The organism is Burkholderia guangdongensis (assembly GCF_013403875.1).
Classification (GTDB): domain Bacteria; phylum Pseudomonadota; class Gammaproteobacteria; order Burkholderiales; family Burkholderiaceae; genus Burkholderia; species Burkholderia guangdongensis.
Window position 1 is genome coordinate 1 of sequence record NZ_JACBNX010000002.1, and the last position, 24,903, is coordinate 24,903.

At 68.9% G+C, this 24,903-nt stretch carries 17 protein-coding genes; 9 read left to right on the plus strand and 8 right to left on the minus strand.

What is annotated here, in order from left to right; genetic code table 11:
- Positions 1 to 180 precede the first annotated feature (180 nt).
- On the minus strand, positions 181 to 1,107 hold the full coding sequence (locus HZI36_RS02575; protein WP_179401068.1) for a 2-hydroxyacid dehydrogenase: 927 nt from the start codon (positions 1,105 to 1,107) through the stop codon (positions 181 to 183).
- A 244-nt stretch (positions 1,108 to 1,351) separates the two neighbouring features.
- Here HZI36_RS02575 and HZI36_RS02580 point away from each other — a divergent pair, with 244 nt between their 5' ends.
- Positions 1,352 to 1,966 carry an RBBP9/YdeN family alpha/beta hydrolase gene (locus tag HZI36_RS02580; protein ID WP_179401069.1) on the plus strand — a complete coding sequence of 205 codons (615 nt, stop codon included), beginning with the start codon at positions 1,352 to 1,354 and terminating at the stop codon, positions 1,964 to 1,966.
- A 145-nt stretch (positions 1,967 to 2,111) separates the two neighbouring features.
- Here the strand turns inward: HZI36_RS02580 and dapA are convergent, their stop codons facing one another.
- Positions 2,112 to 3,005, minus strand: a complete 894-nt coding sequence (gene dapA, locus HZI36_RS02585) for a 4-hydroxy-tetrahydrodipicolinate synthase (protein ID WP_179401070.1) — start codon at positions 3,003 to 3,005, stop codon at positions 2,112 to 2,114.
- A 507-nt stretch (positions 3,006 to 3,512) separates the two neighbouring features.
- Between dapA and HZI36_RS02590 the strand changes: the two genes are divergently transcribed.
- Together HZI36_RS02590 and HZI36_RS02595 are read left to right on the plus strand one after the other, a co-directional pair.
- Complete coding sequence (locus HZI36_RS02590; protein ID WP_246326942.1) at positions 3,513 to 3,719, plus strand: hypothetical protein; 207 nt, start codon at positions 3,513 to 3,515, stop codon at positions 3,717 to 3,719.
- A 78-nt stretch (positions 3,720 to 3,797) separates the two neighbouring features.
- Positions 3,798 to 4,775, plus strand: coding sequence for an ion channel (locus HZI36_RS02595; protein ID WP_179401072.1), 978 nt, complete (start codon positions 3,798 to 3,800; stop codon positions 4,773 to 4,775).
- Here HZI36_RS02595 and HZI36_RS02600 read toward each other — a convergent pair.
- The 3 genes from HZI36_RS02600 to HZI36_RS02610 all read right to left on the minus strand — a co-directional run bounded on the left by HZI36_RS02600 (position 4,763) and on the right by HZI36_RS02610 (position 8,826).
- A complete protein-coding gene (locus HZI36_RS02600) occupies positions 4,763 to 5,995 on the minus strand; it encodes a porin (protein WP_179401073.1) in 1,233 nt (410 codons plus the stop codon). The two genes, HZI36_RS02595 and HZI36_RS02600, sit on opposite strands and share 13 nt — an antisense overlap.
- Positions 5,996 to 6,074: 79 nt before the next feature.
- Positions 6,075 to 7,388, minus strand: a complete 1,314-nt coding sequence (locus HZI36_RS02605) for an MFS transporter (protein ID WP_179401074.1) — start codon at positions 7,386 to 7,388, stop codon at positions 6,075 to 6,077.
- Positions 7,389 to 7,620: 232 nt separating this feature from the next.
- Complete coding sequence (locus HZI36_RS02610) at positions 7,621 to 8,826, minus strand: M20 aminoacylase family protein (protein ID WP_179401075.1); 1,206 nt, start codon at positions 8,824 to 8,826, stop codon at positions 7,621 to 7,623.
- A gap of 119 nt (positions 8,827 to 8,945) precedes the next feature.
- On the opposite strand from HZI36_RS02610, the gene HZI36_RS02615 reads away from it, so the two are divergent.
- A complete protein-coding gene (locus HZI36_RS02615; RefSeq protein WP_179401076.1) occupies positions 8,946 to 9,845 on the plus strand; it encodes a LysR family transcriptional regulator in 900 nt (299 codons plus the stop codon).
- A gap of 45 nt (positions 9,846 to 9,890) precedes the next feature.
- Here the strand turns inward: HZI36_RS02615 and HZI36_RS02620 are convergent, their stop codons facing one another.
- Positions 9,891 to 10,505, minus strand: a complete 615-nt coding sequence (locus tag HZI36_RS02620; RefSeq protein WP_179401077.1) for a glutathione S-transferase family protein — start codon at positions 10,503 to 10,505, stop codon at positions 9,891 to 9,893.
- A 745-nt stretch (positions 10,506 to 11,250) separates the two neighbouring features.
- On the opposite strand from HZI36_RS02620, the gene HZI36_RS02625 reads away from it, so the two are divergent.
- From HZI36_RS02625 to HZI36_RS02640, 4 genes are all read left to right on the plus strand, one after another.
- Positions 11,251 to 11,598: a hypothetical protein gene (locus tag HZI36_RS02625; protein ID WP_179401078.1), complete on the plus strand. Its 348-nt coding sequence runs from the start codon at positions 11,251 to 11,253 to the stop codon at positions 11,596 to 11,598.
- A 171-nt stretch (positions 11,599 to 11,769) separates the two neighbouring features.
- Complete coding sequence (locus HZI36_RS02630) at positions 11,770 to 12,360, plus strand: hypothetical protein (RefSeq protein WP_179401079.1); 591 nt, start codon at positions 11,770 to 11,772, stop codon at positions 12,358 to 12,360.
- A gap of 53 nt (positions 12,361 to 12,413) precedes the next feature.
- The gene (locus HZI36_RS02635; RefSeq protein ID WP_179401080.1) at positions 12,414 to 12,572 is read left to right on the plus strand and encodes a hypothetical protein; all 159 of its coding nucleotides are present in this window, start codon (positions 12,414 to 12,416) and stop codon (positions 12,570 to 12,572) included.
- Between the two features lie 308 nt (positions 12,573 to 12,880).
- Positions 12,881 to 16,459 carry an indolepyruvate ferredoxin oxidoreductase family protein gene (locus HZI36_RS02640; protein ID WP_179401081.1) on the plus strand — a complete coding sequence of 1,193 codons (3,579 nt, stop codon included), beginning with the start codon at positions 12,881 to 12,883 and terminating at the stop codon, positions 16,457 to 16,459.
- Positions 16,460 to 16,541: 82 nt separating this feature from the next.
- Here HZI36_RS02640 and HZI36_RS02645 read toward each other — a convergent pair whose 3' ends face one another.
- Positions 16,542 to 21,236 carry a beta strand repeat-containing protein gene (locus HZI36_RS02645; protein WP_179401082.1) on the minus strand — a complete coding sequence of 1,565 codons (4,695 nt, stop codon included), beginning with the start codon at positions 21,234 to 21,236 and terminating at the stop codon, positions 16,542 to 16,544.
- A 304-nt stretch (positions 21,237 to 21,540) separates the two neighbouring features.
- Positions 21,541 to 23,211 (minus strand): Na+/H+ antiporter, encoded by a 1,671-nt coding sequence (locus HZI36_RS02650; RefSeq protein WP_179401083.1) that lies wholly within the window; start codon positions 23,209 to 23,211, stop codon positions 21,541 to 21,543.
- 321 nt (positions 23,212 to 23,532) lie between these two features.
- On the opposite strand from HZI36_RS02650, the gene HZI36_RS02655 reads away from it, so the two are divergent.
- Positions 23,533 to 24,822, plus strand: coding sequence for a sensor domain-containing phosphodiesterase (locus HZI36_RS02655; RefSeq protein ID WP_179401084.1), 1,290 nt, complete (start codon positions 23,533 to 23,535; stop codon positions 24,820 to 24,822).
- Positions 24,823 to 24,903 lie beyond the last annotated feature (81 nt).

Here is a 24,903-nt window from a genome sequence, read left to right on the forward strand (position 1 = left end):
TACTGTTCATCGTGGATCCTCCGGTTGCCGGGAAATGCGTGCATTTTCCACCTGGGCACTTCGATGCCGTTGGCCCGTGAGGATCCACCCCTTCCTCTGCTCTCACGGTTTCGGGTGGGACGCGTTCATTTCATTCTCCTGGTTCTCTGTCTGTCAGTCTGGATGGCTGAATGAATCGGGTCAGTAGCCGCGCGCGAGATCGACGATGCCGCTGATCGGCGCGCCGCGCTCGAGCGCGCGAATCTTGCCGGCGATCTGCTCGATCGCGTCGGTGCGCAGCGTCTCGGCCGAGCTGTGCGGCGTGATCGCGATGCGCGGATGGCGCCAGAACGGATGGTCGGCGGGCAGCGGCTCGTGGTGGAACACGTCGAGCGTCGCGGCGGCGACGCGGCCGCTCGCGAGCGCGTCGAGCAGGTCCGCTTCGACGAGATGCGCGCCGCGTGCGACGTTGATCACGTACGCGCCCGGCGCGAGCCGCGCGAACGTGCGCGCGTTCAGGATTGAGTCGGTGTCGGGCGTGCTCGGCAGCAGGTTCACGAGCACCTTCGCGCCGTCGACGAACGCGTCGAACCCGTCGGCGCCCGCGTAGGTCGCGATGCCGTCGAGCTGCTTCGCGCCGCGGCTGTAGCCGCGCACCGGCAGCCCGAGCGCCGCGAGCGCGCGCGCGACCTGCGCGCCGAGCACGCCGACCGTGAACGTCGCGCGCGAATGCGGCGCCAGCATCTGCCAGCGGCGCTCGCGCTGCTGCGCGTCGTATTCGTCGAAGCGGCGCAGATAGCGGAGCACCGCGTGCGTCACGTAATCGACCATTTGTTGCGCCATCCCCGAATCCTCGAGCCGCACGAGCGGCACGCCGCGCGGCAGCGTGCCCGGCTGCGCGCGCTCGAGCGCGAGCAACGCGTCGACGCCGGCGCCGAGATTGAAGATCGCGCGCAGGCCGTCGCGCGGCGCGAAGAACGCGGGCGGCGCGCGCCAGACGAGCGCGTAGTCGGCGCTTGCGCCGTCGCCGTCGCGCCACGCGCGCAGCTCGGCGTCGGGTAGCGCGCGCGACAGCTCGGCGAGCCACGCGTCGATGTCGTCGGAGGCGGACTGGAACAGGATTTTCATCGCGGCGCGGGCAGGTTGCGAGCGCCCGGCATTCGGGCGCGTCGAGCTGACGGGAAGCCGACATTTTACGGGTTCGCGGGGGGATTCGCCGTCGGCGACGACGGGCGGCGCGATGAATGCTGGCTGGCGGAGTGGCGCTCGCCGGTTCGCCTCCCGACGAAAATGCATAGCACGATAAATTGGTTCGGCCCGCGCGCGGCCGGTCGCAGAATCGATTCCGGTCATCCGCACAGCGAGGGCAACCATGCGCGCATTCAGCAACCCGGCCCGGCCGCCGCGTCTCGTCACCGTGCCCGGCCTGCGCGGCAGCGAGGCCGCGCACTGGCAAACGTGGCTCGAGCGGCAGTTCCCGCGATCGCTGCGCGTCGAGCAGGACGACTGGGGCGCGCCCGATCTGGCGCGCTGGTCGCAGGCGGTGCGCGCGCTGCTCGCGCGCGAGCGCGGCCCGTTCGTGCTCGCCGCGCACAGCTATGGCTGCCTCGCCACCGCGCATGCGCTCGCGCAGCGGCCGGGCGTCGGCGACGTCGCCGGCGTGCTGTTCGTCGCGCCCGCGAGCCCGACGAAATTCACGCAGGCGGGTGCGTTCGACGCGCGGCGGCTCGCGGTGCCGTCGATCGTGATCGGCAGCGAGACCGATCCGTGGATGCCGCTCGCCGATGCGCGCACGCTCGCGCAGCGGCTCGGCAGCGCGTTCGTCAATCTGGGCGATGCCGGCCACGTCAACACCGCGGCCGGCTACGGGCCGTGGCCGCGCGCGAAGGATTTCATCGAGACGCTCGTGCAATGCGCGGCGCCCGCGCTGGCACGTGACGCAGGGGCAGGGCGCGCGTTCGCGGGCGCTGCGGCCGCCATCGCGTGAGATTGCGAGGCCGCGCGGCGCGGCAGGCGCGGCGCGCGACTGGCCGCGGTGCTGGACGCGACGACGGATGCGACGACGGATGCGACGACCGATGCGACGACCGATGCGACGACGGCCGCCGGGATGGCCGCCGCGTGCATCGGCCTCATCCGGCGACCGGCTCGGTCGCCGTCAAAGTCTCCCAATGCGCTTGCAACCGCTCGCGCAGCGCACCGCTCGCCGGCACGAACGGCAGGCGCAGCGCGTCGCCGCACCAGCCCCGCGCGGCGAGCAGCGCCTTGACTGGCGCCGGATTAGGCTCCGCGAACAGCGCCGCGACGAGCGGCTGCAGCGCGGCGGACAAGCGCCGCGCGTCGTCGAGCCGCCCTTCGCGCAGCAGCGCGCGGATCCGCACGTGCCACGCGGGCAGCACGTGTGCGCTGCTCGCGATCGCGCCGTGCGCGCCGACGCAGAGCGCCGCGAAATTCTGGTCGTCGTCGCCGGACAGGATCTTCAGCCGCGTGTCGCGCACGAGCCGCGCGAGCCGGTCGATGCCACCGCCGCACTCCTTCACGCCCGCGACGCGTGCGTCGCGCGACAACGCGCGCAGCGTGTCGAGCTCGACGTTCACGCCGGTCCGGTACGGAATGTTGTAGATGAGGAGCGGCAGGTCCGCGGCCTCGACGATCGCCTCGAAGTGCCGTCGCACGCCGTCCTGCGTCGGCCGCACGTAGACGGGCGGCGTCGCGAGCAGCCCGTCCGGGCGCAGTGCCGCGAGCGCGCGCGCCCGCTCGGCCGCATGGCGCGTCGCGCTCGCGGTCAGCCCGATCACGATCGGGCGGTCCGGCACCGCAGCGCGCAGCGTCGTGTAGACGGCCTCCTGCTCGTGCGGGTCGAGCAGTGCGCCTTCGCCGGTCGTTGCGCCCGACACGAAGCCGGCGATGCCGGCATCCGCGTAATGGCGCGCGAGCCGCGCGAGCGCCGCGTGATCGATCGTGTCGCCGCCGTCGTGGAACGGCGTGATGATCGGCAGCCAGATACCTTCGAATTGAGTGTGCATGTGAGCCTCATGGTGGAATCGGAAGTGGGGACCGTTCCGCCGGCGAGTTGCCGGAGCGAGGCATGCAGCAAGGGTAAAAACGAGCCTGCGAGCATCCCGTCCGGCGATTTCGCCTGACGGGACGCGACTGCCCCGTCAGTCGAGGAGTCGTTTTGCGAGTTTCAGCCCGGACGCGCGCACGCGTGCCGCGAAGGCGGCGGTGAGCGAAAGCGGATGCGGGCGAGCGGACATGGAAGAACCGGGATGCGGGCTGAACGGCGATCTTAGCATCGAAGGCGGGAATCAGGCCACCGGGGCCACTGCGACCACTGCGGCATCGCGCTGGGTGCGCGCATTGGCCAAAAGAACTAATACGACGATTCGAGCCGCCATCCACGGAAATTTTGCTACCCTGTGTGTGTGGAAGCTATTTGTAAGGCGATCCGGCGTGAGCGGGTATTCCACTCCATTGGCGGCGCATCGCGCGCTACCCGACGCTACCCGAGGATGATCGAATTGGAAAAGGCCATGGACAAGTTCAAAACCGAGGCGGAGATCAGCAAGCTGACGACCGAGGCAACGAAGCTGGCGTTCGAAACCTTGAAGCTGCATGCGGAATCGGTGAAGCTGCATGAGGAGGGGATCAAGCTGCGACGTGAGTCGCGCTGGCTTCCGGTCATATGGGCTACCGCATTCGTCGGTGCCGTCACGGGCGTTGCCCGAATGCTCAACTGACCCACCGCCGATCGTCCGATATTCCGCCGTTATCCCCCGCATGCTACGCTCGTCGCTTCCCGTGAGCGGCGATGCGCGATGAACGTCGATCCTTCCTACACTCCTCCCCGTGGCCGAGGCCGCAAGATCTGGTCGGGCACCCGGCACGTGATCGCGTATGGCATGCCCGCGCCCGGCTGGCGCGACCTCTATCACCGTGCGCTGACGGTGAACTGGCCGGTGTTTTTCCTGTCGCTCGCGGCGCTGTTCCTCGTCACGAACACCCTGTTCGCGTGCCTCTACCTGCTCGGCACCGCGCCGATCGCGAACCAGTCGCCGAGCGGCTTCGCGGGCGCGTTCTTCTTCAGCGTCGAGACGCTCGCGACCGTCGGCTACGGCGACATGCATCCGCAGACCGTCTACGCGCACGCGATCGCGACGCTCGAGATCTTCATCGGGATGTCGGGCGTCGCCCTGTCGACCGGGCTCGTGTTCGCGCGCTTCTCGCGGCCGCGCGCGAAGATCCTGTTCGCGCGCTCGGCGATCGTGCGGCCGCTGAACGGGCGGATGACGCTGATGGTGCGCGTCGCGAACGCGCGGCAGAACGTGATCGCCGAAGCGCGCGCGAAGCTGCGGCTGATGCGCATCGAGGGCACGCACGAAGGCTACACGCTACGAAAAATTCACGATCTGGCGCTCGTGCGCAGCGAGCATCCGATCTTCCTGCTCGGCTGGAACCTGATGCACGTAATCGACGAGTCGAGCCCGCTCTACGGCGAAACCGCCGAGTCGCTCGCCGTGCGCGACGCGCAATTGCTGATCACGATCGAGGGCTCCGACGAGACGACCGCGCAGGTGATGCAGGCGCGGCATGCGTGGATGCACGACGATATCCGCTGGGATTACCGCTACGTCGACCTGATGCACGAGAACGACGGCGTCACGTGCATCGACTACACGCGGTTTCACGACGTCGTGCCGGTCGATCGCAATGCCCCGGCGGACGCGGGCATGCCGGGTGCGTCGGTGGCCGACGTCGCGGAGCCGCACCGCGACGCGAGCCGTCAGAACTTGTGATACATGCCGACCAGCAGCACGTGCGGCGACCGGTACGTTTCGATCGCACCGTTCGCGCCGGCATACGTATTGACGATGTTGTCGACGGTCGGTTGCTGCGACGGATAGCCGCCGTACGACGGCGCCGCGCCCGTGTTGTGCAGCAGCGCGCCGCGCACGTACAGCGCGGTGCGCGCCGACAGGTTGTAGTCGTAGCCGAGCGTCACGCCGAGCGAGCGGTCGCCGGCGCCGCCGACGCTCCGGTACGCGAGCTCGACGCGGAAGTCGTTGCGCTGCCGGTAGCGGTACAGCGCGCCGAGCGTATAGAGCGACGCGACGCGATCGCCTTCGAGCCGCGGCGCGAGAAAGCTGTAGCCCGCCGACAGCACGTAATGCCCGCCGTCGTACAGCACGCCCGCCGCGAAGTTGTCGGTGCGCACGTACTGCGACGTCGTCAGCGCGTTCAGCCCGTAGTTGCCGAGATAGCTCAGCGTGCCGAACAGATGGCCGTCGTAGTAGTTGAACGCAACCGCGCGCGTCGCGATCGTTGGCGCGGTCGAACTCGAGTCGTGCAGTGAGAGCGCGACCTGCGCGTTGAACGGCCCGAACCACGGCGACGAATAGCTGATCGCGTTCGTCAGGCGCGGCGTTTCGTAGCTGGCGCCGGGGCCGAGATCGTAAGTCCACGCGGTCAGGTACGCGACCGTCGACACCGAGCCGATCTGGCCGAACACGTCGATGAACAGCGGCACGCCGACGTCGTCCTGCACGCCGAGCTTCAGCTCGCCCGTGCTCGCGGAGCCGATGCCGATCCAGGCCTCGCGGTTGAACAGCGTGTTCTTGCTGCCGAGCTGGCCGTTCGCCGCGTTGAAGCCGTTCTCGAGCGCGAAGCGCACGCGGTAGCCGCCGCCCAGGTCCTCGACGCCGTACAGGCCGATCTTCGACGTCCATTCGCCGCCGCTTTGCTGCACGAACGCGGTCTGTGCGCCCTTGGTGAAGCCGATCGACTGGTCGACGGCACCGTACAGCGTCACGCCGGGCGTATAGGCGGCGCTCGTCGCGTACGGCACGCCCTGGAAGTAGTCGCTGCGCAGAAACTGGCTCGACGAATCGGCGAGCGCCGCATGGCTGAGCGCGCCGAGCGCCGCGGTGCAGGCCGCGTATCGCGCGGCGCGCTTCACGCGCGCGCGCGGTGTGCCCGGAGTCGGGGACGACGAAGTCGGGAGGCCGTTGGTCAACATTTTTATAGGCTCTTCGGGTGGGGAGGGGACGGAAATGGGGGCGACGCAACGCGGTGCGCGGCTGCTTTCAGTGTTCGATTCAGCGCTCGAGCGTCCGGTCGCGGCTTTCCGGCAGCAGCAGCATCGCGAGCGCGGTGACGACGCTCGTGCCGACCACGTACCATGCGGGCGCCATCGGGTTGTGCATCGTGCCGATCAGCCAGGTGATCACGAACTGGGTCGTGCCGCCGAACAGCGACACGCCGATCGCATAGGTGATCGCGAGGCCGAGCGCGCGCACTTGCGGCGGCAGCAGTTCAGGCAGGACCGCCATCCCGGCCGCGCCGCTCGCGGCGGTCGCGCCGGCGAGCAGCACCGTGACGCCGACGAGCGTCGCCAGGTCCTTCTGCCCGGTCAGCAGCACGAATGCCGGATAGGTGGCGAACAGCAGCACGAGACGCGGAATCAGCATCGCCGGCTTGCGTCCGAAGCGATCGGACAGCCAGCCGCCGAGCAGCGAGAACACGAACGTCGCGACGCCGAACGCCGCGGTGGCGGCCATCGACACCGTCGCGGGGAGCTTCAGCACGGTGATCGCGAACGTCGTCATGTAGAGCGCGATGTACGTCGACACGGTCGCGCCGAGCACGATCAGTACGCTCAGCGTCATCAGCCACGCGTTGTCCCTGAGGAGCGCCGCGCGCGCGACGGGCACGGCGGCCGCGTGCGCGGCGGCGCCGTCGCCATGCTCGAGCGTTTCCGGCATCTGGCGGCGCAGATAGAGCGCCATCGGGATCAGCAGCAGGCCGAGCGCGAACGGCACGCGCCATCCCCATGCCTGCAGCTGCGCCTTCGTCAGCAGTGCCGACATCGTCATCCCGACGATCCCGGCCGCGAGCGACGACACGCCCTGGCTCGCGAGCTGCCAGCTCGAATACAGCCCGCGCTTGCCGGGCGGCGCGATTTCGATCAGGAACGACGTCGATGGGCCGACCTCGCCGCCGAGCGCGACGCCCTGCACGAGCCGGCACAACACGACGATGACCGGCGCGGCCATCCCGATGCTGTCGTACGACGGCGTCAGCGCGAGCCCCATCGTGCCGACGGTGATGAGGCCGATCGTCAGCAGCATCGCGGGGCGCCGGCCCGCGCGGTCCGCGAACGCGCCGATCACGATGCCGCCGAGCGGCCGCGTGAAGAAGCCGACGCCGAACACCGCGACCGACGTGAGCAGGCTGACGAACGGCGTCGCCGCCGGGAAGAACGCGTGGCCGATGTAGACCGCGAAGAACGCGTACGTGACGAAGTCGTAGAATTCGAGCGCGTTGCCCGCGACGGTCGCGGCGACGACGCTGCGCGAAACCGGGCCGGCCCGGCGCGCAGCCGAAGCCGCTTGCGCGGTCGTGGTGCTCATCGGATATCTCCTGTTTTGTCTTGTCTTGGGGCCAGGCGGGCGCCCGCCGTAGCGTGAGCGGCAGGCGTGCCGGCGCCGCGGATCGTTTGGGCGATCCGGGTGGCTTGGCAGTCCGGGCGCGCCGGGTGGTTCCGGGCGCGCGGGGGCGATCCGAGCACGCCGGGTGGTCCGAGCGCGCGGGGCGAACCAGGCGCGCGGGGCGAACCCGGTGATCCCGGCGCCGGCGGGCGGCTTACGCGGCGGGCGCGCCGTCCGCGAGGAAGCGCTCGGCGAGCAGCGTCCAGTACGCGGCGCCGACGACGACGTTGTCGTCGTTGAAGTCGAAGCCGGGGTTGTGCACCATGCAGCCGCTCGGGCCGCTGCCGTCGCCGTTGCCGACGAGCAGATAGCAGCCGGGGCGCTGTTCGAGCATGAACGCGAAATCCTCGCTGCCGGTGAGCGCCGGGCCTTGCGGCGTCACGCGCTCGTGCCCGACGAGCTCGACGCCGACGCGGCGCGCGAACTCGGTTTCGTCGGCGGTGTTGATGAGCGCCGAGTAGCCGCGCTGGTAATCGACCTCGGCCTTCACGCCGAAGCCTTGTGCATGCGAATGCGCGAGCTCGACGATCCGCTGCTCGAGCAGGTCGCGCACGGCCGGCTTCAGCGCGCGCACGGTCAGCTCGAGACGCGCGTTCTGCGGAATCACGTTGTTCGCGGTGCCGGCCTGCATCATCCCGACCGTGACCACCGCGGTTTCCTGCGGATCGACGTTGCGCGACACGACGGTCTGCAGCGCCATCACGAGGCTCGCGGTCGCGACGACCGGATCGGTCGCGCGGTGCGGCGACGCGCCGTGGCCGCCGACGCCGTGAATCGTGATGATCACCTTGTCCGACGACGCCATCATCGGCCCGTCGCGGAACACGAGATGCCCCTGCGGCACGCCCGGCGCGTTGTGCATCGCGAAGATCGCGTCGCACGGAAACTTGTCGAACAGGCCGTCGTCGAGCATCCGCGCGGCGCCGCTGTCGGACTTGCCGTACTCCTCGGCCGGCTGGAAGATCAGGTTCAGCGTGCCGGAGAAACGGCCGCGCTCGGCGAGCGTGCGCGCCGCGCCGAGCAGCATCGCGGTGTGGCCGTCGTGGCCGCACGCGTGCATCACGCCGGTGTGGCAGCTCGCGTGCTCGAGCCCGGTGGCCTCGTGGATCGGCAGCGCGTCCATGTCCGCGCGGATGCCGATCGCGCGCGCGCCGTCGCCGCGGCGCAGCTGCGCGACGAGACCGGTGCCGCCGAGCCCGCGCTCGACACGATAGCCCCATTCCCGCAGCCGCTCGGCGACGAGATCGCTGGTCCGCCGCTCGTCGAACGACAGCTCCGGATGGCGATGGATGTCGCGCCGGATCGAGACGAATTCGTCGGCATGGCGCCGCACGTGCTGCAACAGTTCTTCCGTGTACATGTCGGGCTCGGTACGAGTGAAATTGCCGTTCATGCTAGACAGCGCCGGAGAATAAATCCAATGCATTGTTCTATGGATTAGTATTACTGGAACTCATCGAACGGCGGGCCGACCACGCCATGAATTTCGCGCAGCTCCAGCATCTGATCGCGCTCGCCGACACGCAGTCGTTCAGCAAGGCCGCGCAGCGCGCGCACGTGACGCAACCGGCGCTGAGCCGCAGCATCCAGGCGCTGGAGGAGGCGCTCGGCGAGAAGCTCGTCGACCGGATCGGGCGGCGCAACGAGCTGACGCCGTTCGGGCGGACGGTCGTCGAGCGCGCGCGGCGGATCGTGTTCGAGGCGACCGAGCTGATGCAGAGCGGGAGCCGGCTGCGGCAGGGGGCGGAGACGACGCTGCGGGTCGGTTTCGGTTCCGGGCCCGGCGCGATGCTGACGGTGCCGCTGATGCTGCACGTCGCGCATCACTATCCGCGCGCGAAGCTCAGCATCGCGCGCGGCGCGATCGAGCTGCAGCTCCAGGCGCTGCGCGCGCGCAACGTCGACGCGATCGTCGTCGACGTGCATTCGCTCGGCGCCGCCGGGGATCTCGCGATCGAGCGGCTGCCGGACCTGCGCGCGGGCTTCGTCGCGCGCGGCCAGCACCCGCTCGCGGGGCGGGCCGGCGTGACGCTCGACCAGATGCGGCGCTACCCGATCGTGTCGACCGCGCTGAGCGAGATGGCGGCGCGAATGATGCGCGAGCGCTTCGGGCCCGACGGCGATCCGCAGCAGCTGATCACGCTGCGCTGCGAGGAGATCCTGTCGTGCCTCGACGTGACGCAGGCGAGCGACGCGATCTTTCTCGGGATCGTCGCGCCGGCGCGCGAGCGCATCGCGCGCGGCGAGCTGGCCGAGCTGCAGGTGAGCCCGGTCGCCGCCGGCCATGCGAATCTCGCGATCGTGACGCTGGCCGGGCGCAGCGAGGCGCCGTTGATGCCGATGCTGCGGAATTTCGTGTTCACGCATCTGCATGATTGATGCGGCGGCTGGCGTGCTGCGGTGGTGTGCAGCACGCAGGTGCTTTCAGCGGTGCAGCAGCCGTTCTGCCTCACGTTGTTCGATCGCTAGCGCGCGGCGATAGCCGTCGCGGTCCTCGGCGCGCGCGACGTAGTCGCCGAGCACACCTTCGTTCGGCAGCAGTCGTGCGGCGAACGCGATCTTCAGCGTGCTCGCGGCGAGCAGGTCGGCGGCGGTGAAGCGATCGCCGATGAGCCACGGCGCGCGGCCGAGAGTTTCGATCAGCGCACGCTGCACGCGGGCGAGATCGCCCCAGCCGAACGCGGACGGATTGCCCGGCGCGCCGGAGAGCTTTTCGGCCATCGCCGGCTCGAGGCACGACGGCGTGAAGAACAGCCACTGCAGGAAGCGCCCGCGCAGCGGATCGCCGGGCGGGACGCCGAGCCGCGCGTCGGGGAAGCGGTCGGCGAGATGCAGCAACACCGCGCCGGATTCGGCGAACGGCGCGCCGCCGTCGTCGAGCGCGGGCAGCTTCGCCATCGGATTGACGAGCGTGAACGCGTCAGTGCTTTGTTCATGCGTGTGCAGATCGATCGGCACGAGTTCATATATGGCCCCGATTTCTTCCAGCATCCACAGCGCACGGAACGCGCGGGTTTTCGGCCAGTAATAGAGTTTCATCGCGGCTCCTTGTGGGGGAATGTTTCAGTGTAATCGAGGTGGAGCGGGCGAATCGGCGTCGTTTGTCGGCGGTGTCAGGCTGACGATGGCGGGGACCGCTTGATCCATGGCGTCTGCAATGGTTTGCCATGATTCGTTTTCTGGCAGACACATCAATGGCGTGCGCGACGGCACATCGGAAAGATTGAGGCGGATCAAAGTCCTCGCTGGTTTGAAAGGAGATTGTGGGTGTGTGTTGGTGCTTCTTGTTAGGATCTGGCTGTCGTGATTTTTAAGGAGTCCGACTTTCTCCATGTTGCAAACAAACTTGCGAGGTGACTTGATGGTTGAAGAACTCAGCAGGAGCGAAATCGATTTGGTTTCCGGCGCGGAAGGGGAAGGGATGCTGATTGGTACTGGATTGGGTTGGCTCGCCGGCCGATGGGGCGGAGCGCAAGCGGGGGGGCTTGTCGGTGCGGGCGTGGGGTCGGTCGTACCTGGTATTGGCACTGTCGGCGGCGCGATAATCGGTGCTACTGCGGGGACGATCTATGGAGGGGGATTTGGCGCAACGTTAGGTGGCTACATCGGGAGCAACATTCCGTGGCGACGCTGACAGGTTCTAACGGTTAGCAATGTAATTCGTTAGGATGACTTCAAGATGGCGAGCATTGGTTGAATACCCTCCTGGCTCGCCACCCATCACCTTTCCTTGATATTTGAATCACCCATCATGATGATATCGCCCGAGCAAGGTGTGCTAAGAATGCTGGCAATCAACGCTGCGGCGTGCATAAGCGGCTTGTGTTTGCTATGGCTGTTTTCCGCGCAGTTTGTCTCGAACTACGTCGCCTATGAGTCTGCCGGTGCTTCGTGCATGTACCTCATCAGCAGATATATCGTCAGTTGGCCAAATTATCTGCATGAGAACCGCATTCTGGCCTCACGTGCGGCCTATCATGCAGCGGGGTTCTTGCCGAGCGCGTTTTCGTTATTGGGTGTTTTCAAAACGATTACCGTCGGACAGATCGACGGTTTGATGTACGTCTCATCCGTCGTGTTTGGCGCGGAGTTGGGGGAATATCGAAAAATGTGTCTCCGGAATCGAAAATAGGGCCATCCGCCGCACGGTGTCGACTGGAGCGCACACGAGCGCGAACGCGCGGCCGAGCGCCACGGGGAGCGTGCACAATTTACCCACCATCGTCATCACGCCTGTCATCCAGTGAAGCGCAGTGCTCTGTCCCGGCTATGATTTCGCACTACCTCGGAATCCGACCCGCTGATGAACGCCTTTTACTGGTTGCTGCTCAATATTGGAGTTCCCGTTCTCGGCCCCATATTCATGCTGGCGCTCGTCTCGCCGTCGTACGGCTGGCCGGTCGCGAAGCGGATGATTTTTGATGCGGTCAAGGACGGGCAGTTGTTCTGGGCGGCTATCGCACTCTCGGCTTCGGCGCTTTACGAGCTATTTACCTGGTTGGACAAGGTGAAGACGCCAATCGCCGCAGCCTTGGCTGCGGCACAGCAGGCGGCGGTGAAGGGGGCAGTTGCCGCCAGCGCAGTGGCGGCCGATACGGCCCCCAGCCCGGATCTCATCTTTGTCGTGCAGGTTGCTATCGTGGTCTTCTTTGCGATAGCAATTGTCAGCGCCGGTCTTGTCATGCTGATGGGCATCAAGGCGTACCACGACGAACGCGAGCGGCAGCTCACGGCCGCGCAAGCTCCGGCGGCGGCCCAGCCAGCCGCCCCGGCGGCACCCGCACCAGCAGTGACGGCATCTTCGACGCGTTGGCCTACGAACCTGAAAGTGTCGTTTTGGCTTACCCTGACGTCATCGTTCCTGTTCGCGGCCATGCACTTCCTGATTGGCTGAGGCAAGGCCGGTCCGCCAACGGTGGTATACTCGCGTGGTCGAAGGAGTCCGCTATGGAAAAAATCCTGCATTCGTCCGCAACGAACAAGCTGCTCGAATTCGCCGGGTCGCAGAAGAACATCGACCTGGTGGCGAAGTGGCTAGGCGGCGGCGTGGCTGTCATTGCAGCCATTCTGGCAGTGGCGGTTACCGGCCATCTGATTATCCGCTGACGCATCTGCCTGCGGACGGGGGCGGACACGCCGCACCACGACCTCACCGATTTACAGCAACCGAACCCCTGTGACCCGTGTCACAGGGGTTTTGTTTTTGCACGCCGAGCGCCAGGTCGATCCCCCATCGTCTCCTTCCCGCAAGATTCTTCTCAATCCCCCCGAAACACGAAGCCATTCTTCTCGCCTCCCGCCCATCCCGGCAAGAAGAGAAAAAACATTCTTCATTCGGCGCTCAAGAATAGAGCCCACTGACTACGCGCGACCGCACCGCGCGAGCCGACACAGCACAATTCTGGAGACGCCCCATGACCGCCCGCCTGCCCGACGACGGCCTGCCCCCCCTTTCCGACTATCGTCTGACCGACAACCTGAGCGCGACGCGCGGCCGGATCTTCCTGACCGGCACGCAGGCGCTCGTGCGGCTGCTGCTGATGCAGCGCGCGCTCGACGCCGCGCAGAACCTGAACACCGCCGGCTTCGTCAGCGGTTATCGCGGTTCGCCGCTCGGGATGGTCGATCAGCAGCTGTGGAAGGCGAAGAAGCTGCTCGACGCGAGCGCAGTGCGCTTCCTGCCCGCGATCAACGAGGAACTCGGCGGCACCGCGGTGCTCGGCACGCAGCGCGTCGAGGCCGACGCCGAGCGCACCGTCGAAGGCGTGTTCGCGATGTGGTACGGCAAGGGGCCGGGCGTCGACCGCGCCGGCGACGCGTTGAAGCACGGCAACGCGTACGGCTCGTCGCCGCACGGCGGCGTGCTCGTCGTCGCGGGCGACGATCACGGCTGCGTGTCGTCGTCGATGCCGCATCAGAGCGACTTCGCGATGATCGGCTGGCACATGCCGGTCGTGAATCCGGCGAACATCGCGGACATGCTCGAATTCGGCCTGTACGGCTGGGCGCTGTCGCGCTTCTCCGGCGCATGGGTCGGCTTCAAGGCGATCTCCGAGACCGTCGAATCGGGCTCGACCGTCGATCTAGACGCGCTGCAGACGCACTGGCCGGCACCCGAAGGCTTCGCACCGCCGGCGGGCGGGCTGCACAACCGCTGGCCCGACCTGCCGAGCCTGACGATCGAGGCGCGCCTCGCCGCGAAGCTCGACGCGGTGCGCCACTTCGCGCGCACGAACAGCATCGACAAGTGGATCGCGCCGAGCGCGCACGCGAACGTCGGCATCGTCACGTGCGGGAAGGCGCATCTCGACCTGATGGAAGCGCTGCGCCGGCTCGACCTCACGGTCGACGATCTCGACGCGGCCGGCGTGCGGATCTACAAGGTCGGGCTGTCGTTCCCGCTCGAGATGCACCGGATCGACACGTTCGTCGACGGCCTCGCCGAAGTGCTCGTGATCGAGGAGAAGGGCCCGGTGATCGAGCAGCAGATCAAGGACCACCTGTACAACCGCACGGACGGCGCGCGCCCGCGCGTGCTCGGCAAGCACGACGCCGACGGCGCGTGCCTGCTGACCGAGCTCGGCGAGCTGCGCCCGTCGCGGATCCTGCCGGTGTTCGCGTCGTGGCTCGCGCGGCACAAGCCGGCGCTCGACCGCCGCGAGCGCGTCGTCGATCTCGTCGCGCCGCAGATCCTGTCGAACGACGCGGACGCGGTGCGCCGCACGCCGTACTTCTGCTCGGGCTGCCCGCACAACACGTCGACGAAGGTGCCGGACGGCTCGATCGCGCAGGCGGGGATCGGCTGCCACTTCATGGCGTCGTGGATGGAGCGCGACACGACCGGACTGATCCAGATGGGCGGCGAGGGCGTCGACTGGGCCGCGCACGCGATGTTCACGAACATGAAGCACGTGTTCCAGAACCTCGGCGACGGCACGTATTTTCACTCGGGGATCCTCGCGATCCGTCAGGCCGTCGCCGCGAAAGCGAACATCACGTACAAGATCCTGTACAACGACGCGGTCGCGATGACCGGCGGCCAGCCGGTCGACGGCAGCATCTCGGTGCCGCAGATCGCGCGGCAGGTCGAGGCGGAGGGCGTGTCGCGGTTCGTCGTCGTCTCCGACGAGCCCGAGAAGTACGACGGCCATCACGGTCTGTTCCCGAAGGGCACGACGTTCCATCACCGTCGCGAGCTCGACGCGGTGCAGCGCGAGCTGCGCGAAACGCCCGGCGTGACCGTGCTGATCTACGACCAGACCTGCGCGGCCGAGAAGCGCCGCCGCCGCAAGAAGGGCGAGTTTCCCGACCCGGACAAGCGCCTGTTCATCAACGACGCGGTGTGCGAAGGCTGCGGCGACTGCGGCGTGCAGTCGAACTGCCTGTCCGTCGAGCCGCTCGAGACGCCGCTCGGTCGCAAGCGGCGGATCGACCAGTCGTCGTGCAACAAGGACTTCTCGTGCGTGAACGGCTTCTGCCCGAGCTTCGTCACCGTCGAGGGCGCACAGCTGAAGAAAGCCGCGGGCGCCGCGTTCGACGAGGCCGCGCTCGCCGCGCGCATCGACGCGCTGCCGCAGCCGGCGACGCATCTCGACGCGGCGCCGTACGACATGCTCGTGACGGGCGTCGGCGGCACCGGCGTCGTGACGGTCGGCGCGCTCGTCAGCATGGCCGCACATCTGGAAGGCAAGAGCGCGTCCGTGCTCGACTTCATGGGCTTCGCGCAGAAGGGCGGCTCGGTGCTGTCGTTCGTGCGGATCGCGTCGAGCGACCGGTGGCTGAACCAGGTGCGCATCGACACGCAGCAGGCCGACGTGCTGCTCGCGTGCGACATGGTCGTCGGCGCGAGCGCCGACGCGCTGCAGACGGTGCGGCACGGCCGCTCGCGGATCGTCGTGAACACGCATCAGATCCCGAACGCGTCGTTCGTGCAGAACCCGGACGCGAACCTGCACGCCGACGCGCTGCTCGCGAAGATGCATCACGCGGCCGGCGACGGCTTCCTGTCGAGCTGCGACGCGCAGGCGCTCGCCGCGAAGTTCCTCGGCGACACGATCGGCGCGAACATCCTGATGCTCGGCTACGCGTGGCAGCTGGGCCTCGTGCCGGTGTCGCTCGCCGCGATGATGCGCGCGATCGAGCTGAACAACGTCGCGGTCCCGATGAACAAGCTCGCGTTCTCGATCGGCCGGATGGCGGCCGGCGATCCGGTCGCGCTCGACGCGCTGTGGAACGCGCGTCACACGGTTCAGCAGCCGGTCGTGCTCGATTCGCTCGACGCGCTGGTCGCCGATCGCGAAGCGCGGCTCGCCGTCTACGGCGGCGCGCGCTACGTCGAGCGCTACCGCGCGCTCGTCGCGGCGGCGCGCGCGACCGGCGACGACGCGATCGCGCGCGCGGTCGCGACGACGTTCTATCGGCTGCTCGCGGTGAAGGACGAATACGAGGTCGCGCGCCTCTATTCGGACGACGCGTTCCGCACGTCGCTCGCCGCGCAGTTCGACGGTGTTGCGGGCCGCGACTATCGCGTGAAGTTCAATCTCGCGCCGCCGACGATCGCGAAGGGCCGCGACGGCGGCGTGCCCGCGAAGCGCGTGTTCGGCCAGTGGATGTGGCCGGTGCTCGGTGCGCTCGCGCGCGTGCGCGGGCTGCGCGGCACGTGGCTCGATCCGTTCGGCCGCACGGTCGAGCGGAAGATGGAGCGTGCGCTCGCCGACGACTACGAGGCGACGATGGCGCGTGCGTTCGCGGCGCTGAGCGCGGAGAATGCGGAGAACGCGGCGCAGGTCGCGCAGCTCGCGGAGCTGCCGTCGCGCGTGCGCGGCTTTGGCCACGTGAAGCTGCGCAATCTCGCGGGCGCGAAGCGCACGGAGCGCGAACTCGCGTTGCGGCTCGGCATCGACGCGGCGACGAGCGCGGCCGTGCAGCACGCGCTCGACGAAATGAAGGGCGCGGGGGCGCTGAAGGGGATTCCGGTCGTCGTCGCGAAGTGACGCCGCACCGGACAACGATCCCGATACAGCAAACAGGCGGGCCGCTGACGTCGACCGACGTCCGCGGCCCGCGCGTACGTCGTCAGAACTGATACCCCACCTGCACGTTCGCGGCTTGCGCCGACGCGTGGCCGGTATTGATCAGCGCGTCATACCGCACCGCCACCGTCAGCGACTTGAGCGGCTGCATGCTCACGCCGATGCCGGCCGTCAGGTAGCTGCGCGGCAGTCCGGTGCCGGGCGCCGCGAATACCGTGCTGTCCTGCGCCGTCACCGTCATCGTCCGGCCCGCGTCCAGCAGCTCGCGCGCGTAGCCGGCGCGTAACTGCACGTTCACCGGCTTCAGCGTGCTGCCGAACGCCTGGTCCAGCGTGAGCTCCGCATACGGCTGCAGGCTGTGCGCGTTGTCGGTGCCGACCGCCAGGTTCTGGCCGTTCGCGCCGCTCTCGTCGAAGCCGTTGCCGTGGAAGTACGCGTAGCGCAGCCCCACGCGCGGCGTCAGCACGAGGCTGCCGAGCGTCAGCGGCATGCTCGCTTCGCCGGCGGCCGTGAACTCCTGGCCGATGTGATCGCCTTGCGCGGTGCCGATCGAGTCGAAGGGCCGCTTCTGCGACAGGAAGTCGAGCGCGTAGCCCGCGGTTGCCGACAAGCCGACCGGCCCCACCTGGCGGCTTCCGTACAGCGCCGCGCGCAGCGTGTCGATCGTGCCCGAGTCGCCGGTGCCCTGCTCGTCGATGTCCGTGTGCGTGTAGCCGGCGGCGACGCCGACGATGGCATCGCCCAGCGCGTTGTCGAGCCCCGCCATGAAGCCGTACTGATTGGACTGGAAGCCGGGCTGCACGTCGTTGCCGCCGACCTTCGTCTGCGACGCGGTCGCGTTCACCCAGCCGTTCGGCGAACCCGCGGTGGCGGGCGACCCGCGGCCGAGCCGCTCGAGCAGCGCGGCGTTCGCCGACTGCGCGCCCACCGAGGCCGACGTACCGAGCGCGGTGTAGATGCTCGTCCCGGTCGGCGCGACGACGACGGGCGGTGTCGGCGAGGTCGGCGACGTCGTCTGCGCGGCGGCGAGCACGAGATCGACCGCGTTGCTGCCGTACGAGACGGACTGCTGGAGCGACCCGAGATTCGCGCCGCTCTGCGCGGTGCCGGTCACGCTGGTGAAGCGCCCGCTCACGCCGTTGGCCGCGCTCAGGATCGTGTACTGGCGCGCCGAGTAGGTGCCCGGATCGTAGACGATCGCGAGCACGCCGTTCAGCGTGGCCGATCCGCCGACGGCGAGCGCCGAGCCCGCGCTCGGGCTCACCTCGATCGACAGCGTGCCGCTCGCGGCCTGGCTGTAGTTGCCGCTCACCGTCAGCGTGCCGATCGTGCCACCGGGCATCACGACGCCATCGTTCACGACGTTGCCGCCGATCGTGCCGTGGCCGCGCAGCGTGCCGTTCGCATCGACGAGCACGTTGCCGCCGAGCACCGCGCCCGGCGTGTCGATGTCGCCGACCTCGAGCAGGCCCGCGGCGACTTCGGTCGTGCCGCTGAAGCCGCTGCTCGTGCCGTCCAGCACCCACGCGCCGGCGCCCTGCTTGACGAGCGTGCCGCCGCCGCTCACCGTGCCGCCGTACGTCTGGTTCGTGCCGTCGCTGCCCACCGTCAGCGTGCCGCCGCCGACGAGGATGTCGCCGCTCGCGCCGGTCAGGCTCGATACGGTCTGCGAGCCGCCCGGCGCGAGCTCGAATACCGCGCCGGGGCCGGCGAGCGTGACGAGCCCGGACAGGGTGCCGCCGGCTCCGACTTCGAGCGTGCCGCTGTCGATCGTCGTGCCGCCGGTGTGCGTGCCGGCGCCCGTCAGTGTCAGCGTGCCGCCGCCCGTCTTGACGAGCGCGCCGCTGCCCGACACGTTGCCGGACAGCGTCAGCGTCGTGCCCGCGTTCGTGTCGAACGTGCCGGTGCCGGCCAGCGTCACGTTGCGCGACGTGCTCAGCGTATTCGTCGTCTGCAGCGTGCCGCCGTTCAGCGTCAGCGCGCCCGTCGTCGACCCGAGGCTCGCATCCTGCGCGATCGCGAGCGTGCCGGCGTCGATCGTCGTGCCGCCGCCGTACGTGCTGGCGCCCGTCAGCGTCTGCGTGCCGCTGCCCTGTTTCACGAGGCCGCCCGTGCCGCCGATGCCGCCCGCGAACGTCGCGTTCGTCGTGCCGCTCAACGTCAGCGTGTTCGCGCCGAGCGCGACGGTCGACCCGGCCGCGCCGCTCAAGCCGGCGAGTGTCAGGTTGCCGCCCGCCGCGCTGATGTCGAAAGTCGTCCCGGCATTGGCGAGATCGACGCTGCCGGTCGACGCGAGGCTGCCGCCGGCGCCGAGCGCGAGCGTGCCGGCGCTGATCGTCGTGCCACCGGTATAGGTGTTCGCGCCCGTCAAGGTCTGCGTGCCGGTGCCTTGCTTCACGAGGCCGCCGGTGCCGCTGACGCTCGACCCGAGCGTCTGGTTCGTCGAATTGCCGAACGTCAGCGTGTTCGCGCCGAGATTGACGTTCGATCCGGCCGCGCCGCTCAGCGCGCCGATCGTCTGATTGCCGGCGGCGCTGATGTCGAAAGCCGTTCCGGCATTGGCGAGATCGACGCTGCCGGTCGACGCGAGGCTGCCGCCGGCGCCGAGCGCGAGCGTGCCGGCGTTGATCGTCGTGCCGCCGGTATAGGTGTTCGCGCCTGTCAGCGTCTGCGTGCCGCTGCCTTGCTTGACGAGACCGCCGGTGCCGCTGACGCTCGCTCCGAGCGTCTGGTTCGTCGAATCGCCGAACGTCAGCGTGTTCGCGCCGAGCGCGACGGTCGACCCGGCCGCGCCGCTCAGCGCGCGGATCGTCTGACTGGCGCCCGAGCCGCTGATGTCGAACGTGGCGCCGGCCCCTGCGAGGTCGACCGAGCCGGTCGACACGAGGCTGCCGCCGGCGCCGAGCGCGAGCGTGCCGGCGTCGATCGTCGTGCCGCCGTTGTAGGTATTCGTGCCCGTCAGCGTTTCCGTGCCGGTGCCTTGCTTCACGATGCCGGCCGTGCCGGCGATGACGCCCGCGAACGTCTGGTTCGTCGAATCGCCGAACGTCAGCGTGTTCGCGCCGAGCGCGACGTTCGATCCGGCCGCGCCGCTCAGCGCGCCGATCGTCTGATTGGCACCCGAGCCGCTGATGTCGAACGTGGCGCCGGCACCCGCGAGATCAACCGAGCCGGTCGCCGCAAGGCTGACGCCGGCGCCGAGCGCGAGCGTGCCGCCGTTGATCGTCGTGCCGCCGGTATAGCTGTCCAAGCCGGTCAGCGTCGTCGTGCCGGGGCCGTCCTTGACGAGGCTGCCCGCCCCCACGATCTGGCCGGCCAGCGTCATGCCGTAGCTGCCGCCGAGCGTGAGCGCCGCGCCGGTGTTGATCGTGATGTCGTTGCCGAGCGTGGCGGCGTAAGTGGCGTCGAGCGTTGCCGAGCCGCCGACCGTCAGCATGCCCGTGCCGAGCGCCCCGTCGTTGCCGACGATCAGGCTGCCGCTGTTCAGGTTCGTGCCGCTGATGTATGAGTTGACGTTCGTCAGCGTCAGCGCGCCGGTGCCGTTCATCGTGAGCTGCTCGGCGCCGCCGATCGTGCCCGACAGCGTCAGGTCGTTTGCTCCCTGCACCGTCAGGCCGCTGCCAAGCGCGAGGTTCACGTTGTTGCTGACGTTCAATCCGCTGGTCGCGCTTTCGATCGCGCCGCCGTTGGCCATGATCGTGCCGGTTCCGAGCGACGCGGCGTTGTCGATGACCGCCACGCCGCCAGCGAGCGTCGCATCGTTGTAGTTTCCCGCGCCGCTGATCGTCCACGTGCCGCTGTCGACCTGCAGATGCTCGAAGTCCACATAGGTGTCGTTGCTGATCGAGCCGGTGGCCGGGCCGCCGCTGCTCTTCTGCAGCACGAGCGTGTTGTTGCCGCCCGCGCCGCCGTCGACGGTGCCGGTCGCCGCGAAACTGACCGTCGTCGCGCCGATGCCCAGGTTGATCGCGGACCCGGTGCCGCCGGCCGTGTTCACCGACGAGCCGGTGTCCGCGGTGAACCTGTTCGTGCTGTTCGCGCCCATCGACACGCTGCCGTTGATCGTCCCCGAGTTGACGAACGTGTTGCCGGCCCCGGGCGTGCCCGACGGCTCGAACGCGACGCGCCCGTTGATCGTCCCGCTGTTGTTGAAGTTGACCAGGCTGCCGCCGTACGCGACGACCACCGGCGCGTCCGCGCCGACCAGCGTCGCGCCGATCAACGGGTTCGAGCCGATCGAGCCGGTGTTCGTGATGTTCGTGACGCCGCCGGTGCCGTTCTGGACGCCGATCGCCATGCCGGTCACGCCCGCCAGCGCGACGCCCGTCGTACCGTTGATCGTGCCGTTGTTGGTCACGGTTGCGGTACTCGCGGACGCGTTGCCCATCTGCAGGCCGCTCGACAGCACGCCGAGGCCCGCGCCGAGCGCGGTCGGGTCGATGGTGCCGTTGTTGGTGAGCGTGACGCCGCTGCCCTGCAGCGCCAGCGACGTGCCGCCGATGCCGAGCAGCACGCCGAGGCTCGAGCCGGGATTGACGGTGACGTTCAGGTTGTCGGCGCTGTTCGCGTAGTCGGGCTGGAGCGGATTGGCGATGCCGCTGCAGGTGACGGTCGTGCCGGCCTGGCTGCAGCCGGCGTGCGCGGGCACGATGCCCGCGCCGACCAGCGCGAGAAAGACGCCCGCGCACGGGACGAACTTCGGATATTCGCTGCGGGCTTCCTTGCGAGTGCGGCGCATTTTTTCTGTCCTTGTAGCGTGGGACGCCCGTGTGGCGCGCGGTTCCCGTTTTTTGTCCGAATGGATCGACCCCGGGCGCCCGAGAGTCGGCGCGAGCGCGCGGTCGGGCGAGGGCGGGGTTGTCAGGGTGCGGCGGTGAAGCCCGGCAAGAACCGGTCAGGCGCTCGGATAATATCAAGCTGAGGATTGCTGTGACACCTATCACATACAGCAACTCAAGAATGTGCTTAACAAGCCGTTTACCGGCGCCGGGCAATCCGGCCGGGCGGGCCGGGTGGAGGAAATACGGCGCCGCCGTCTCCCGTCAGACGAGCCCCTTCCTGCGCGTCGACAGCGCGGATTCCGACAGATCGACCTCGCGCAGCAGCTTCGACAGCGTGACGTCGGTAATCTGCCCCTTGCGGCGCAACTGATAGAGCATCGCGCGCTCGGCGCGGATCGCGGCGATGCGCATCTGCAGCTCCATCGTCTCGGCCTGCTTCGCGTGCGCGCGTGACGACGCGCCGATGTCGTCGTCGAGCGCAGCGAGGCGGCGGCGGTAGAGGTCCATCACGCGCGCGGCGACGTCCGCGCAGCGCGCGGAGCCGGTTTCGTCGAGATCGACCAGGATCGCGCCATGCGACGCGTCGATCGCGCGGATCGCCGCCTGCGACGCAGCCGCGCGCGCCGCGCGCTCCTCGCCCGCGAGCGGGTTCTGTGTCGTGCGTATGCCGCGCAGCAGCAGCGGCAGCCCGACGACCGCGATGCCGAGCGAGCCGAGAATCACACCCGACGCGACGAAGACCGCGATGTCGCGCCCGACGAGCGGCGTGCCGTTGCGGAGCGCGACCGGGATCGACAGCACGCCCGCGAGCGTCACCGCGCCGCGCACGCCGCCGACCGTCATCACCGCGATCGTGCGCAGCCCGGTCACCGCGCCCGACAGTCCGCGGCGCGCGGCGCGCCGGCTTTCGAACCAGCGCAGCAGCCAGACCCACGCGAAGCGGATCGCGTACAGCGCGGCCAGCATCGCGAGCACGTAGCCGATCATCATCCCGACGAGCACGTCGCTCGTCTGATGCGCGTCGAGCAGCGCGCGGCCGATGATGTGCGGCAACTGCAGCCCGAGCATGATGAACACCATCCCGTTGAACACGAACTCGATCATCGCCCACGTGCTTTCCGCGCGCACGCGCGCGGCGACCGTGCTGCGGCGCGAGAAGCTCGTGTAGTTCATCATCATCCCGGCCGACACGGCGGCCAGCACGCCGGACAGCGCCAGATGCTCGGCAAACAGGTACGACGCGAACGGCACGAGCAGCGTCATCACGATGCCCGGCGCCGGATCGCCTTCCTGCTCGGCGTTCAGCAGCCGCGTGGACAGCGCGCTGAACAGCCACGCGACCGCCGCGCCGGTCGCGAGCCCGCCCGCGGCGACGATCGCGAACGTGACCGACGCGTCGCGCAGCGAGAACATCCCGGTCATCGCGGCCGTGACCGCGAACTTCAGCGCGACGAGGCCGGACGCGTCGTTCATCAGCGCCTCGCCTTCGAGAATGTGCATCAGCTGCGGGGGAATCCTGCCCTTGCCGGCGATGCCGGACAGCGCGACCGCGTCGGTCGGCGACAGCACCGCGGCGAGCGCGAACGCGATCGGCAGCGGCAACTCGGGAATCAGCCAATGCGCGAAGTAGCCGACTGCGAGTACCGTCATGAAAACGAGTCCGAACGCGAGCATCAGGATCGCGCGCCGCTGCAGGTACAACTCGCGTTTCGGGATCCGCCAGCCGTCCGCGAACAGCAGCGGCGGGATGAACAGCAGCATGAAGATATCGGGATCGAACGCCACGTGCAGACCGAGCTTCGGCCACGCGAGCAGCGCGCCGAACGCGATCTGCATCAGCGGCAGCGGCGCTTGCCAGGGCAGCACGCGCGTGAGCGCGCCGGACAGCGCGACGCTCAGCAGCAGGATCAGGACGGTGAAGACGATTTCCATCGATGCGTCGGGGTCGGACAATGAGACGGCCGTACGGAGTGTAGCGTGGCGCCGCGAAGCCTGTCGCGCGCGCGCGATCCGGGGGCGGCACCGAAACGGTGCGCCGTGCACGTGCTGGATGCACTTTTTCGGTGCGAGGCGGTGCAGGGTGGTGAGTGGCGGCCGGTGCGCTCACGCGCGCCGATGGAGCGCGTGCGCACGGAGTTTGCTTGAAGCACGGCAACGTCGACACAAACACCGAGGAATACCGATGAGACACAGCGAGCCGTGCCGCCCGTCGACGGGCGCTTGCGCGCGCGACTGGAACAGGAGGAGGGCCGTATGACGACCGCGCATCAGGAGCGCCCCGCCGCCGCGTCGCCGTACCGTTTCGAACGCGAGATGACGTCCGGATACGAGCGTCTTGCGGCGCAGCATCACGACCTGACGCTCACGAGCGTGTTCCAGCCGATCTTCAGCCTGTCGCACCAGCGCGCGGTCGGCTACGAGGCGCTGCTGCGCGCGCACGACACGCTCGATCGCACGGTGCCGCCGCTCGACGTGTTCGGCGAGGCCGCGCGCCACGGCGAGCTGCTGCAGCTCGACCGGCTCGCGCAGGCGCTGCACCTGGAGAACTTCGCGCTGCTCGGCGCGGAGCGCGAGTGGCTGTTCCTGAACGTGCATCCGGGCGTGCTGACCGATCCGTTCCAGGCGGCGGCGCTGCTCGCGAACCTGAAGCGGCTCGCGATCGCGCCGCGCCGGATCGTGCTCGAAGTGCTCGAGCAGCGCGCGGACGACCTCGAGCGGCTCGCGGAGGCGACGCGCGAGTTCCGCGCGCTCGGCTTCCTGATCGCGCTCGACGATTTCGGCGCTGGGCATTCGAACATCGAGCGGATCTGGCAGATGAATCCGGACATCGTGAAGCTCGACCGGATGATGCTGTCGCATGCCGGGCACGGCAACGGTCGCGAGGCGATCCTGCACGGGCTCGTCACGCTGCTGCACGAGGCGGGCAAGCTCGTGCTCGTCGAGGGGATCGAGACCGAGCACGAGGCGCAGATCGCACTCGCGTGCGAGGCGGATTTCGTGCAGGGGCATTTCTTCGGACGGCCGGCGCCGGGGCTGCCGGACAGCGCGGCGGCGACCGCGTGCATCGGCGAGCTGACCGAGCGCTACCGGCAGCAGGCCGACGCGCGCGAGCGGCGCGACGCGCAGCGCCTCGCGCCGTACCTGCGCGCTTTCGAGCGCGCGGCGGAGCGGCTCGCGGCGGGCGAATCGCTCGACGAGGTCTGCTGGAATTTTCTGGCGCTCGACGATGCGGCGCGCTGCTTTCTGCTCGACGCGCACGGGCGGCAGGCGGGGCGCAACGTCGTGCTGCGCGTCGATCGCGCATCGCCGGAGACGCGCTTTCTGCCGCTGTCGGACGCGCAGGGCGCGAACTGGCTGCGGCGGCCGTACTTCCGCTCGGCGATCGTGGAGCCGGGGCGCGTGCAGGTCACGCGGCCGTATCTGTCGATCAACGAGGCGCAGCCGTGCGTGACGCTGTCGATCGCGGTGCGGGTGGGGGATGTGCTGCGGGTGCTGTGTGGGGATATCGACTGGATCGACGGGGAGCAGGCGTTGAGTGCGTGAGCGCGCGGCGGTGACGGCGCGCGCCGCCGCCCCGCCCGACGTGCCGCGCGGTCGAACGCGGCCGGCCCGTCAACCGCCGTC